The organism is Cobetia sp., assembly GCF_983723665.1.
Map to the genome: position 1 here is coordinate 1 of NZ_CFDJES010000035.1, position 13,706 is coordinate 13,706.

At 65.3% G+C, this 13,706-nt stretch carries 11 protein-coding genes; 6 read left to right on the forward strand and 5 right to left on the reverse strand.

The window, feature by feature from the left end:
* Window positions 1–97: 97 nt before the first annotated feature.
* The 4 genes from aceK to AC4FAH_RS05470 all read left to right on the forward strand — a co-directional run bounded on the left by aceK (window position 98) and on the right by AC4FAH_RS05470 (window position 4,718).
* Window positions 98–1,876 carry a bifunctional isocitrate dehydrogenase kinase/phosphatase gene (aceK, locus tag AC4FAH_RS05455; RefSeq protein ID WP_192839393.1) on the forward strand — a complete coding sequence of 593 codons (1,779 nt, stop codon included), beginning with the start codon at window positions 98–100 and terminating at the stop codon, window positions 1,874–1,876.
* A gap of 54 nt (window positions 1,877–1,930) precedes the next feature.
* Complete coding sequence (locus AC4FAH_RS05460; RefSeq protein WP_052384572.1) at window positions 1,931–2,680, forward strand: SIR2 family NAD-dependent protein deacylase; 750 nt, start codon at window positions 1,931–1,933, stop codon at window positions 2,678–2,680.
* A gap of 82 nt (window positions 2,681–2,762) precedes the next feature.
* Entirely contained in the window at window positions 2,763–3,707 is a 945-nt protein-coding gene (locus AC4FAH_RS05465) for a bile acid:sodium symporter family protein (protein ID WP_043333793.1), read from the forward strand.
* Between the two features lie 237 nt (window positions 3,708–3,944).
* Window positions 3,945–4,718, forward strand: a complete 774-nt coding sequence (locus AC4FAH_RS05470; protein ID WP_054556889.1) for a tRNA-uridine aminocarboxypropyltransferase — start codon at window positions 3,945–3,947, stop codon at window positions 4,716–4,718.
* Window positions 4,719–4,807: 89 nt separating this feature from the next.
* Here AC4FAH_RS05470 and AC4FAH_RS05475 read toward each other — a convergent pair whose 3' ends face one another.
* The 5 genes from AC4FAH_RS05475 to def all read right to left on the reverse strand — a co-directional run bounded on the left by AC4FAH_RS05475 (window position 4,808) and on the right by def (window position 11,032).
* Entirely contained in the window at window positions 4,808–6,256 is a 1,449-nt protein-coding gene (locus tag AC4FAH_RS05475) for a TrkH family potassium uptake protein (RefSeq protein WP_043333794.1), read from the reverse strand.
* Window positions 6,257–6,350: 94 nt separating this feature from the next.
* A complete protein-coding gene (trkA, locus tag AC4FAH_RS05480) occupies window positions 6,351–7,724 on the reverse strand; it encodes a Trk system potassium transporter TrkA (RefSeq protein WP_043333795.1) in 1,374 nt (457 codons plus the stop codon).
* A 160-nt stretch (window positions 7,725–7,884) separates the two neighbouring features.
* Entirely contained in the window at window positions 7,885–9,336 is a 1,452-nt protein-coding gene (rsmB, locus tag AC4FAH_RS05485) for a 16S rRNA (cytosine(967)-C(5))-methyltransferase RsmB (RefSeq protein ID WP_107336004.1), read from the reverse strand.
* Window positions 9,333–10,337: a methionyl-tRNA formyltransferase gene (gene fmt, locus AC4FAH_RS05490; RefSeq protein WP_153636530.1), complete on the reverse strand. Its 1,005-nt coding sequence runs from the start codon at window positions 10,335–10,337 to the stop codon at window positions 9,333–9,335. The genes rsmB and fmt overlap by 4 nt, the downstream gene beginning before the upstream one ends.
* Before the next feature lie 185 nt (window positions 10,338–10,522).
* Complete coding sequence (gene def, locus AC4FAH_RS05495; RefSeq protein ID WP_043333797.1) at window positions 10,523–11,032, reverse strand: peptide deformylase; 510 nt, start codon at window positions 11,030–11,032, stop codon at window positions 10,523–10,525.
* 255 nt (window positions 11,033–11,287) lie between these two features.
* On the opposite strand from def, the gene AC4FAH_RS05500 reads away from it, so the two are divergent.
* Both AC4FAH_RS05500 and dprA read left to right on the forward strand, forming a co-directional pair.
* Window positions 11,288–12,340 carry a LysM peptidoglycan-binding domain-containing protein gene (locus AC4FAH_RS05500; protein WP_054556857.1) on the forward strand — a complete coding sequence of 351 codons (1,053 nt, stop codon included), beginning with the start codon at window positions 11,288–11,290 and terminating at the stop codon, window positions 12,338–12,340.
* 101 nt (window positions 12,341–12,441) lie between these two features.
* The coding region (dprA, locus tag AC4FAH_RS05505; RefSeq protein ID WP_490245750.1) for a DNA-processing protein DprA at window positions 12,442–13,706 on the forward strand (1,265 nt) is incomplete at its 3' end.

A 13,706-nucleotide genomic window follows, 5' to 3' on the forward strand; every position in this document is an offset into this window, starting at 1 on the left:
CAGGGTTGAAGGCCCGCGACCATTGTCGTCTCGCTTGCTGGCGCGACAGTCCGCATGCTTTGGTCATGTCAGGTGACTGAAGGGCAGGGAGGCGGCGATGGGCAATGATGTGGACAGTGACGAGCGCGGCAATGGCCAGCAGGGCCAGCGACTGGCGGCGACCGTGTTGCATGGCTTCGATGAATATCGATCACGCTTCAAGCAGATCTCCAGTGATGCGCGGCGGCGCTTCATCGAGGCCGACTGGCGTGAGGCACAGCAGGCCTCCGCCGCGCGTATCAACCTCTATGACGAGAAGGTCGCCGCCACCATGGAGCGGCTGGAGCGCGCCTTCGAGCCCGACCGCCTGTGCGAATGCACCCTGTGGGGCGAGGCCAAGCGGCAGTACATGGCGCTGATCGATCAACGCCTCGACTACAAGCTGGCCGAGACCTTCTACAACTCCATCTTCTGCAGCGTGTTTTCCCATCGTCACATCCGCGATGACTGGATGTTCGTCTCGCCATCCCGCCAGAGGCCGGCACGCCATTCCGGCTTGAGCATCAGCCATCGTGTGCCGGTCGAGGGTGACTGGGCCGGGGCACTCGAATCCGTGCTCAACGAGGCGCCGCTGGGGATCGCCTTCGAGCATCAGGGGCGCGATGTGACGCTGGGCGCCGAGATGTTGCTCGCGACGCTGCCTGAGGCGGTGCGCGATGCGCCGGACGCCGCCTTCGAGATGCTGCGCAGCGTCTTCTATCGCAACAAGGGGGCCTATCTGGTCGGGCGCATCGAGGGTGGCGGCCAGACCCTGCCGCTGGTGTTGCCGGTGCTGCATACCGAGCGCGATGGCGTCTATCTGGATACCGTGATCATCGAGCCGGAAGAGGTCTCGATCATCTTCTCCTTCACGCGGGCCTATTTCCAGGTCGAGATCGAAGTGCCCAGCGAGGTGGTCGGGTTCCTGCAGACCCTGATGCCCGAGAAGCCCATCGGCGAGCTGTACGCTGCCATCGGCTTCTACAAGCATGGCAAGACCGAGCTGTTCCGCGGCCTCAACCAGCATGTGGCGAGTCGCTCCGATCAGTTCATCATCGCGCCGGGCGTGCGCGGCATGGTGATGGCGGTCTTCGTGCTGCCCAGCTACCGGCTGGTGTTCAAGCTGATCAAGGACCGCTTCGCCCCCGGCAAGGACATGAGTCGTGATCAGGTGCGCGAGAAGTACCGTCTGGTCAAACGCCATGATCGGGTCGGGCGACTGGCCGATACGCAGGAATTCTCGAACTTCACCGTCGGCAAGGACCACTTCGACCCGGCCTGCCTCGAAGAGCTGCTGGAGGTGTGCAGCTCCTCGATCAGCCTGCGCGGCAACAAGGTGCTGATCCGTCACTGCTATACCGAGCGCATGATGACGCCGCTCAACCTGTATCTCGAGGAGTGTGACGCCGAGGAAACCCGCGCGGTGCTCAATGATTATGGCAATGCGATCAAGCAGTTGGCTGCCGCTGACATCTTCCCCGGCGATATGTTGCTCAAGAACTTCGGCGTCACGCGCCACGGGCGGGTGGTCTTCTATGACTACGACGAGATCAGCTACCTGACCGAGTGCAACTTCCGTGAGATTCCCGAGGCACGTTACCCTGAGCAGGAGCTGGCCAGCGAGCCCTGGTATTCGGTGGGGCCCAACGACATCTTCCCCGAGGAGTTCGGCCCCTTCCTGTTTGCCGATATTCAGCTGCGCAAGCTGTTCTACGAGCTGCATCCCGAGATCTTCCAGGCCAGCTGGTGGCGTGGCCTGCAGGACGCCATCGCGCAAGGGCGCGTGATCGATGTCTACCCTTATCGCAACAAGCGGCGCTTCGGTGTCGATCGCAGTCAGGATTTCATCGATGACTGAGTGTGATCGCCATGCCCGCTGTTCGATCCTGTCCAACGCCAGAGAGAGTGCTAGATGAGTGAAGGCTTCAAGGACCCCGGTGCACGTCACGGACGCCATCTGGTCGTGTTGAGTGGCGCCGGCATCAGTGCCGAGAGCGGCCTGCGCACCTTCCGCGCCGAGGATGGCCTGTGGGAAGAGCATCGTCTGGAAGACATCGCGACGCCGCAGGCCTTCCGACGTGACCCCCAGCAGGTGCTGCGCTTCTACGATGACCGCCGCACCCAGGTACGCCGCGCCAGGCCCAACGCGGCCCACAAGGCGTTGGCTGAGCTGGAGCAGCACGGCTTTCGCGTCTCGGTCATCACCCAGAACATCGACGACCTCCACGAGCGAGCGGGCTCGCGCGAGGTCGTGCATCTGCATGGCGAGATTCTCAAGGCGCGCTCCAGCGTCGACCACGGCCTGCGCTATCCCTTGCCGCGTGGCGGCATTCGCCTCGGGGACCTGTGTGACAAGGGCAGTCAGCTGCGTCCGGACGTGGTGTGGTTCGGTGAGGCGGTGCCGCTCTACGCGGTCGCCGAGGAGATCGCCGCCGAGGCGGACCTGCTGTTGATCGTCGGCACCTCGCTCAAGGTCATGCCGGCGTCCAACCTCTATGCAGCAGCGCCGCTGGATGCCCCCATCGTGCTGGTCGACCCGAATGCCGATGAACTGGCCGAGCCCGGCGTGCTGCCGCTGGCCGAAAGTGCCGGTCAGGCGGTACCGCGCCTTGTGCGCCATTGGTTGTATCAGGGCCACCTGGGGCTGCCTGATACGTTATGATGCGCGCCTTCAGGCCTGCCATGGGAGGCGGGCCAGCAATTTCCGGGAAATCGATGCCCCGGGCGACCGAAAAGTGAAAAGCATGTTCGAGACGCTGAATCGTTTCTTCCCCTTGTGGGCGCTGGTCTTTGCCGGCATCGCCGTGGTGGCTCCGACGCCGTTCGTGGCGCTCAAGGACACCATTCAGCCTCTGCTGGCGCTGATCATGTTCGCCATGGGCCTGACCCTGTCGCGTGACGACTTCATACGCGTGGCACGTCGCCCCGGCCCGATCGCGCTTGGGTTGCTGCTGCAATATAGCGTGATGCCGCTGGCCGCCTTCCTGATCGCGCGTCTGCTGGGGCTGGACCCGGCGCTGACGGTGGGCATGGTGCTGGTCGGCGCCACGGCAGGGGGAACCTCCTCCAACGTGATGACCTGGCTGGCCGGCGGACACGTGGCGCTATCGGTCTCGATGACCATGGCCTCGACGCTGCTCTCCATCGTGATGACGCCGCTGCTGACCTGGTGGCTGCTGGGCACCGATATCAACGTGCCGGTCAGCGGCATGTTGCTGAGCATCGCCAAGCTGGTGGTCGCCCCCATCGTGCTCGGCGTGGTCGTGCACCACTTCGCGCGTGATCTGATCCGCGAGTGGGAGTCGGCATTGGCGAGTCTGGCCATGCTGGCCATCGTGCTGATCATCGCCATCGTGGTCTCGCTCAACGTCGGGCGCCTCGCCACGCTGGGCCCGCTGGTCGCGCTGGCGGTCGTGGCACACAATGCCATCGGCCTGAGCGCCGGCTATGGCCTGTCGCGTCTGTTCGGGCTGGATGAGCGCACCTCGCGCACCATCGCCATCGAGGTCGGCATGCAGAATTCCGGCCTGGCGGCGTCACTGGCCAGTCAGTTCTTCTCCGCCACGGCGGCGCTGCCGGGGGCGATCTTCTCCATCTGGCACAACGTCTCGGGGTCGCTGCTGGCAGGCTACTGGAAGCGTCGTCCGCCCAAGTTCGTGACCGGCAGCAAGCACCGCTACGAGGTCTGATCCCGCGAGTTGGCCGCCTGAGCTGTGATAGAGGAATAGGAGAAAGGGACGCGCATGCTAGAATGCGCGTCCCTTTTTCTTTGGTTCTGACTGCTCATCATGTGTGATTCCCGCCCCCCGCCGGCTGATGGCGACGATATCGCCGCCTGTGCGCCTCAATCTGCTTCCGCTGTCGCCTCCAGCGTCGATGGCGACGCTGTGGCAATCGATACCGTCGCGCCAGGCGAAGGCAGTGGCATCACCACGCTGCCCAGTGGCGAGCCGGAGGCGTGGCATGGGCGGCATCCGCGCCGCGAGTTCAAGGCGCGCGGCAGTCAGGTGATTCGCTGTGAGGCGTGCCGCCTGCCCAGGCTCAATTGCCTGTGTCCCTATCAGGTCACCGCCGAGTCGCGGATCAAGTTCTGGCTGATCACCCATCCGCTGGAGCATTACAAGCCGACCAATACCGGGCGCCTGATCTCGGATGTGCTGGCGGGCACCGAGGTCTTCAGCTGGTATCGCGTCGAGCCGGACCCGCGCCTGCTGGCGCTGCTGGAAGATGAGCGCTATCAGCCCTTCATCATCTTCCCGGATGACCAGCCCGATTACGCCGACCGCGTGGTCGACGTGAATGCCATCGCCGGCGTCGGCGCCGATGTGGCAACGCATACCGCCAGTGGCGAGGCGCGCATTCCGGTGTTCATCCTGCTCGATGGCACCTGGCGTCAGGCGCGGCGCATCTTCCGCAAGAGCCCTTATCTGGACGGCCTGCCGGTCCTGCCGCTGCACACTCAGCGCCTGACCCGCTATCACCTGCGCAAGCCTGCCTCCGAGGCGCATCTGTGCACGGCGGAAGTGGCGGCGGAGCTGCTGCGTCAGGCGGGGGAGGAGAACGCGGCCAGCGTGCTGGATGACTACTTCGACGCCTTCAACGACTGCTATCGTGCCAGTCGCATCCACTATGTGCTGGAGCCGACCGCGCCGATGCGCCGCCTGCTGGCGCGCCGTGACGCCACTACCGGCGAGTCATAGTCGAAGCGCCACAAAGAAAACGCCCCCGTCGGATTCCTCCGGCGGGGGCGTTTGCGTTCAAGGTGATGCTCTTGGCCTTCTGGCGGCTATCAGCGCCGCCAGAAGGCCGGCGTGAACAGCACCAGGATGGTGAAGATCTCCAGGCGTCCCAGCAGCATGGCGAGGATCAGGATGCCCTTGGCGGCCCCCGGGATATCGCCATAGTGGGTCGCGACCTCACCCAGGCCCGGCCCCAGATTGTTGAGCGCCGAGCCGACCGCTGACCACGCCGTCACCTGGTCAAGCCCGGTGGCCAGCATGCCCAGCATCATCAGCACGAACAGCATCAGGTAGACGGAGAAGAACCCCCACACCGCTTCAGCGACACCCTCGGAGATGCGCATCTTGCCGACCTTGACCGACAGGATGGCATTGGGGTGGATCAGACGATGGATCTCGCGCACGCCCTGCTTGAGGATCAGCAGGATGCGGATGACCTTCATGCCGCCACCGGCGGACCCGGAGCAGGCACCGATGAAGGCGGCGATGAACAGCATCATCGGCAAGACGCCCGGCCAGCCGGTGAAATCGGCGACGCCGAAGCCGGTGGTGGTGGCCACCGAGACGGCCTCGAACAGGCCGTGGCGCAGCGCCTTGCTGTCATCGTAGCTGCCGGTGAGCAGCAGGCCGGCGATGGTGACGCAGGTCAGGATCAGCAGCAGGATCAGGAAGAAGCGTGTCTCCGGGTCGCGCAGATAATGACTGATGCGCCCCTCGCGCCAGGCGGCGAAGTGCAGGCCGAAGCTGATCGAGGACACCACCATGAAGAACACGCAGATCATCTCGATGCTGGCGGAGTCGAAGTAGCCGATGCTGGCGTCGTGGGTCGAGAAGCCACCGACCGCGACGGTCGAGAAACTGTGGCCCAGGGCATCGAACCAGCTCATGCCGGCCGCCCAGTAACTGGCGAAGCACACCAGCGTCAGCGCGGCGTAGATGTACCACAGCGCCTTGGCCGTCTCGGTGATGCGCGGCGTCAGCTTGGAGTCCTTAAGCGGGCCGGGAATCTCGGTGCGGTAGAGCTGCATGCCGCCGATGCCGAGTGTCGGCAGGATCGCCACCGCCAGCACCACGATCCCCATGCCGCCCAGCCATTGCAGCTGCTGGCGGTAGTAGAGGATGGAGTGGGGCAGCAGATCGAGCCCCGTCATCACCGTGGCGCCGGTGGTGGTGAGCCCCGAGAACGACTCGAACATGGCATCGATGATGGTCAGGTTCGGGTCTTCGGCGAGCAGGAAGGGCAGCGAGCCGAAGGCCCCCAGCACGGTCCAGAACAGCACCGTGATCAGGAAGCCATCGCGATTGCGCAGCTCCTTGCGGGCGTGCCGATTGGGGTAGAAGAGCGCGAAACCGGTCAGCAGGGTGATGCCCATCGCCACGGCGAAGGCGCTCAGGGTGTCGTCCTCGAAGACCCTCGAGATCAGCATCGGCGGCACCAGCGTCAGGCTGAACAGCATCAGCAGGATACCGAGGATGCGAGAGATCACGCGTAGGCTCATGCGGCGCCTCCCTGGTAGAGGCGCTGCGTGGCGAGGCCGCCGAGTGACGTTCGGGGCGGACGCGAGCGGGGGACGGAAGTCATGGAGGCCGGCATCAGAAGAAGGTCAACCCGACCTGGAACAGACGCTCCACCTCGCGGATGCGACGCTTGTCGACCACGAACAGGATGACGTGGTCGTTGGATTCCACCACCAGGTCATGATGCGCCACCAGCACTTCCTTGCCGCGTACCACGGCACCGATGGTGGTGCCCTCCGGCAGGTTGATATCCTCGATGCGTCGGCCCACCACCTTGGAGGAGCGCTCATCGCCGTGGGCGATGGCCTCGATGGCCTCCGCCGCACCACGGCGCAGCGAGTGGACATTGACGATGTCACCCTTGCGCACGTGGGTCAGCAGGCCGCCGATGGTCGCCTGCTGGGGCGAGATGGCGATGTCGATCTCGCCGCCCTGCACCAGGTCCACGTAGGCCGCGTTGTTGATCAGCGTCAGCACCTTCTTGGCGCCGAGTCGCTTGGCCAGCATCGACGACATGATGTTGACCTCGTCGTCGTTGGTCAGCGCGCAGAAGATGTCGCAATCCTCGATGTTCTCCTCCAGCAGCAGACGCTTGGAGGTGGCGCTGCCGTGCAGGACCACGGTGCGATCGAGGCGCTCGGAAAGGTCGGTGCAACGCGCCAGCGAGTGCTCGATGATCTTGACCTGATGACTGTGCTCCAGCGTCTCGGCCAGACGCTCACCGATATGGCCGCCACCGGCGATCACCACCCGGCGGAAGTTGCGATCGACGCGTCGCAGCTCGCCCATCACGGTGCGGATGTCCTTGCGTGCCGCGATGAAGAACACCTCGTCATCGGCCTCGATCACGGTGTCACCGCGCGGGATGATCGGACGATTGCGACGATAGATGGCGGCGACGCGGGTATCCACGTTGGGCATGTGGCGACGCAGGAAACCGAGCTCCTGACCGACCAGCGGCCCACCGTAATAGGCCTTCACCGCGACCAGCTGGGCGACGCCATTGGCGAAGTCGAGCACCTGCAAGGCGCCGGGGTATTCGATCAGGCGGCGGATGTGGTCCGTCACCACCTGCTCGGGGCTGATCAGCACATCCACCGGAATGGCGTCATGCGAGAACAGGCCCTTGCGGGTCAGATAGGCGGTCGAGCGCACACGCGCGATCTTGGTCGGCGTGTGGAACAGGCTATGGGCGATCTGACAGGCGATCATGTTGACCTCGTCAGAGTTGGTCACCGCGATCAGCATGTCGGCATCCTCGCCACCCGCCTGCCGCAGGATCTGCGGATAGCTCGCCGGCCCCGTGACCGTGCGGATGTCGAGTCGGTTGTGCAGCTCGCGCAGCCGTTCGCTGTCGGTATCCACCACCGTGATGTCATTTTCTTCATGGGCCAGGTGTTCGGCGAGCGTTCCGCCGACCTGACCTGCGCCCAGAATGATGATTTTCATGTCCGGCTCGTCCGCTGTTGCTCAGTCGGCACAGGATAAACCAGTGCCAGGACGGAAGACAGCCGCGCCCCGAGAGTCGGGGCGCGGCTGTCCGGGAATGTCAGGCGTGGCGTCTCATGTCATCACGGACGTCGCGCCGACACGGCTCACCTGGCTGTGGTCAGGCGCTGGCCTTGGTGATGTGGGCCAGGTAGAAGCCGTCGTGACCATTGACCTGTGGCAGCATCTGGCGGCCAGCACCGGAGACACGGCCCCAGTCGGCCTTGATGGTCTCGGCCTTGGCGTCCGGCGTCGCGGCCAGGAAGCGGTCCATCACGCGGGCGTTTTCCTGGGTGATGATGGAGCAGGTGCCGTAGACCAGGGTGCCGCCGGGCTTGAGCATGCCCCACAGATTGGCCAGCAGCTTGCCCTGCAGGCGCGCCAAGTCGCCGATGTCGTTCGGGCGACGCAGCAGCTTGATGTCCGGGTGACGACGGATGACGCCACTGCCGGAGCAGGGCGCGTCGAGCAGGATGACGTCGAAGGCTTCGCCGTCCCACCAGTCGCGTTCGCTGGCATCGGCACATACGACGCCGGCACCCAGTTCCAGACGCTCCAGCGTCTCTTCCACGCGCTCGAGGCGCTCGCCGTCGATGTCGATGGCGGTGGCGTCCAGGCCCGGGAAGCGCTCCAGCATGTCCGCCAGCTTGCCGCCCGGCGCGGTGCAGGCATCCAGCAGGCGCACGCCTTCACCCTCGGCGTTGATGGCCGTCACGGCCGGTGCCAGCAGCTGACCGGCCAGCTGTGCCGCTTCATCCTGCACGCTGACCAGGCCTTCCTCGAAGCCCGGCAGGGCGCTGACGTCGCAGGCGCTGGTCAGGGTGATGCCGTGCTCGGCGAACGGGCAGGCCACGCCTTCGATCTCGGCTTCCGCCAGCTGGGCGAGGTAGTCGTCGCGGCTGATGGCGGCGACATTGACGCGCAGCGTCATCGGCGCCTGGGCGTTGTTGGCCTCGGCGATGGCCTGCCAGTCGTCCGGCCAGTTGCGCTGGAAGGTATCCAGCAACCACTGGGGGTGGGACAGGGCGACGGCGGGGTCCTTGTCGACCTCGGCTTCCAGCGCTTCCTGCTCACGCTGGAAACGACGCAGACAGGCGTTGAGCACACCGGTGGCCCAGCCCTTGCCCAGGCCACGTGCGGCGCCAGCGGTCTCACCGACGGCGGCGTGCGGGGCGATGCGCATGTACAGCAGCTGATAGAGGCCGAGCAGCAGCAGGGCGTGGATGTCCTGATCCTGCGACTTGAAGGACGACTTCAGCAGCTTGCCCGCCAAGGCATCCAGACGCGGCAGCTGACGGCAGACGCCGAAGCACAGTGCCTTGTAGAGGCCCTGATCACGCCCGGCGACGCCGGACGGCAGGCTGTCCAGGTTCAGCGAGGTACGCGCGGCCAGCACCGGGGCCAGCGTCCGCGCAGCCGCGACACGCACCGCAGCGCCCGGCGAGGCCGGTGCATTGTCAGGCTTGCGACGGGCGCCGCCATGCTTGTGAGCGCCGCCCTTGCTGCGGGCCGGCGGCAGGGAGTTGCGCTTCTTGCCGTTGCCCTTGGAGGACGGGTTGTCTGACTGGCTCATGCGGAAGTCTCGGTCTGGGAATCGGTATCAGGGGCGTGATCTGCGCCGAGGACGAGGCCCTCGGGGAAGCGCGCAGCACGGGAATTGAGCAGGTCCTTGACGGACAGCGGCTTGGCGCCGGGCAGCTGGGCGCGAGTGATCTCGAGCACCTCATGGCCATCGCCGCAGGCGATGCGCAGGCAATCCTTGCCGGGTGCCAGCAGGGTGCCGGGCGTCACGCTGTCGGTGAGGCGTTGCTCACCGGTGCGGGACATCCACAGGCGCAGCGGCTCGCCTTCAAGGCGGGTCCAGGCCACCGGCCACGGATTGAAGGCGCGGATGCGCGCGTCCAGCTCGGCGGCAGGGCGGGTGAAGTCGAGTTCGGCCTCGGCCTTGGAGAGCTTGGCGGCGTAGGTCACGCCCTCATCCGGCTGGCGGGTCGCGGGCAGGTCGCCGGCGGCGATGGCGTCGAGAGCCGTGACGATGGCCTCGCCACCCTGGGCCGCCAGCGCATCGTGCAGCTCGCCACCGGTGGTGCTGGCGGTGATCGGGGTGCGACGGATCAGCAGCATGTCACCGGTATCCAGGCCGGCATCCATCTGCATGATGGTGACGCCGGATTCGCTGTCACCGGCTTCGATGGCACGCTGGATCGGCGCGGCACCGCGCCAGCGCGGCAGCAGAGAGGCGTGGATGTTCAGACAGCCCAGACGCGGAATATCGAGCACCGCCTGCGGCAGGATCAGCCCGTAGGCCACCACCACCATGATGTCGGCCTCGAGGTCGCGCAGGATCTGACGATCGGCCTCGTCCTTGAAGTTGAGCGGCTGATGGACGGGGATATCGTGCTGGAGCGCCAGCTGCTTGACGGGGCCCGGGGTCAGCTTGCGACCACGCCCGGAGGGGCGATCAGGTTGGGTGTGGACACTGATGATCTCGTGGCGACTGCCCAGCAGGGCGGACAGACACTCGGCGGCGAAATCGGGGGTGCCGGCAAAGGCGATGCGCAGGGCTTTCGACATGTGCTATGACTCATGTAGGAGCACGGAGGCGGCCGTGCTCAAGGTGCTGACGGTTGCGGCAGGACGGCCAGCGCGACAGACGCGGCTGATGGACCAGTAACCGCACGAAGGCCGAGGGGATGCCCTCGGCCTTCGTGCGGTGCCGCCATGCGCTCAATATCGGCCGTGTGGCCGAGCGTGAGAGATCAGGCTTCTTGCAGCTTGTGACGCTTCTGCATCTTCTTCATCACCCGATCACGCTTGAGCGGGGAGAGGTAGTCGACGAACAGCTTGCCTTGCAGGTGGTCGTGCTCGTGCTGGATGCAATGTGCCAGCAGGCCATCGGCTTCCAGTTCGTAGGCATCGCCGTTGCGGTCCTGAGCCTTGAGTCGTACCTTCAGATAGCGCGGGACTTCGGCATAATATTCAGGAATCGACAGGCAGCCTTCCTGCATCGGTTGCTGTTCGTCACCGATCGGGGTGTATTCCGGGTTGATCAGCACCAGCGGCTGGGACTGATCTTCGCTGACGTCGATGACGATGAGACGGCGATGCTCGTCGACCTGTGACGCGGCGAGGCCGATGCCGCGGGCGTCATACATGGTCTCGATCATGTCGTCGATCAGGGTCTGCAGCTCGGCGTCGATCGTGTCGATCGGGGCGGCAACGTTGCGCAGACGCTCATCAGGGAATTCAAGGATTTCGCGTTTGGCCATGGCTGGTGTAATTACCGTTGTGCTGTCAGAAAGGATTTGCCTGATATTGTAGTGTGCGCAAGCGAGGAACGGAACCGAATGCCGTCAATGCTGCTACTATCGCGGCAATAGTCAGGATTGATCTGACATGGCGATGGACAGGGGTCAGCAGCCACCAGGCGCGGGGCAGAGCGGGTCTGCGCGGTGCGGAGTTCAGAACAAGACCATCACCACCGAGCGATGGGTGGCAATAACGCAAGGGACGCAGGAATGGGCATGAAACGACTGGTCGGCAATGCCGTCTTTACGGCACTCCTCGGCATGGCGACGCTGGGGGCAAGCGCAGGGATGTCGCTGGCACAGGCAGCAACCGTGCGTGATGACGTACCTTCCACCTACGTGGTGGTGCGTGGCGATACGCTCTGGGACATCTCCGGGCGCTTTCTGCGTGAACCCTGGCTGTGGCCGGAAGTCTGGCGCGCCAATCCGCAGATCAAGAATCCGCACCTGATCTATCCGGGCGATCGCATCTCGCTCTACTACGAGAATGGCGAGCCACGTCTGCGACTGGAGCGCGGCCAGGGCGGGGTCGTCAAGCTGTCTCCCCAGATCCGCAAGATTCCCAAGCGCGAGGCGGTGCCGCCGATTCCGCTGGAGAAGATCTCGGCCTTCCTGAAAGAGCATCGCGTGATTGACCCGGCGCTGCTCACCGATGCGCCCTATATCGTGGCCGGGGATGACACCCGTCTGATCAGCGGGGCCGGCGATACCATCTACGCCCGCGGCAACTGGTCCGCCAATGACACCTACAGCGTCTACCGCAAGGGCCAGCGCTATCTGGACCCGGATACCCAGGAGTTTCTGGGGCTGGAGATGATCAGCATCGGCGACATCAAGCTTGAGCGCCGCGAAGGCGATATCGGCGTGCTGCGCGTGCTGTCGGCCAATCGCGAGATTCTCAATGGCGATCTGCTGCTGCCGGCGGACGGTGGTGCGATCACCACCAGCTTCCAGCCGCAGCCGCCCGAAGAAGATGTGGGTGGTGTCATCCTCGCGGCCCCCGATGGACTGCGCAACATCGGTCGCAATGACATCGTGGCGCTCAATCGCGGCAGTCGTGAAGGCATCCAGCCGGGGTACGTCTTCGGTATCGAGCGCCGCGGCGAGACGATCACCGACCCCGTCACCGGCGAGCCGATCACCCTGCCCGGTGAGGAAGGTGGCCTGGTGATGGTATTTCGTATCTACGACAAGGTCAGCTACGCGCTGGTGATGCAGGCCGGCCGCCCATTGAGCGTCGGTGACAAGCTGCTGGAGCCCCACGGCTGATCGAAAGCCCCTGTCATCCGCAAGCATCGGCGTGGTGAAACGACTCGTCGTGCTGAAGTGAACAACCAGGGTGAGTCAATAATCCGCTCGGGAGGTGTGGCGTGTCGATCGATGTCGAACAACGCGGCCCCTCGCGGGCGGATTTCGTCTTTCTGGCGCGCCTGCCGGGCTTTGGCACGCATACCGCGGCCAAGCTGCGTGAGCGGGCCGACTGGCCGCAGGGCTGGCTGGCGGTATTGCCGCCACGCCTCGCGGCACCGCTGCGCCTGTGGTGCGAGCGTCCCGAATCCTCGCCACTCCATGCGCAGGTGATGGCAGACCTTGCCTGGCATGCGCCGGCACAGGGCTATCATCTGCTCACCCCCGCGGACCCCGAGTGGCCAGCCATGCTCGATACCCTGCCGGATCCGCCGTTGGCGCTCTGGGCGCTGGGGCGGCAGTCGCTGCTTGAGTTGCCCATGCTGGCCATCGTCGGCGCACGCAAGGCGAGCCAGGCAGGCCTGCGGCATGCGCATGACTTCGCGGCTGAGCTGGTCTCACGTGGCTGGAGTGTCGCCAGTGGACTGGCACTGGGAGTCGATGCCGCGGCGCATCAGGGAGCCCTGGCGGCGTCAGCGCGTCTCGGCGCGCACGACTATGCGGCCAACCCCTCGACGCTGGCGGTGCTCGGCTGTGGGGTCGATGTGGTCTATCCCGCCCAGCACCATCATCTTCGTCAACGGCTGCTAGAGGGCGGCGGTCTGCTGCTCTCGGAGCATCCGCCTGGCACCGGCGCGCATGCGCGTCATTTTCCGCGCCGCAATCGGCTGATCACCGGCCTGTCACTTGGCGTGCTGGTGGTCGAAGCCACGCTGCGCAGTGGCTCGCTGGTCAGTGCCCGGTTGGCGATGGAGCAGAATCGCGAGGTGTTCGCGCTGCCGGGACGCATCGATGACATCACCGCCAGCGGTTGTCTGGAGTTGATCCGTCAGGGGGCGACGCTGGTACGCGATGTCGATGACATGCTGGCGGAGCTCGAGCACCTGCTGCCGGCTCACTCGGCCGGGCAGCCGTCAACGCAGGCCCGGGTGGTGTCATCCAGGCAGTCCGCTGCCGTCTCTGCGGCCTCTCGCTCCGCCACTTCGGCTCGGCAAGCGACAACCTCCGCCACCTTCGCGACACCCACGACATCACTGCCCTTGCCGTCCTTGGCGCTGCCAGCGTCACGCGCTGCCACGCCGCCTGTCAGTCAGGAGGCGTCGCCATTGTGCTTTCTGGGGGCCGTGCCGCTGGCGCTGGACAAGCTGGTCGAGCTGAGCGGCACCTCGGTCAGCGAGCTGAGCATGCAGTTGCTGGAACTGGAGCTCGAGGGGCGAGTCATGCAGGC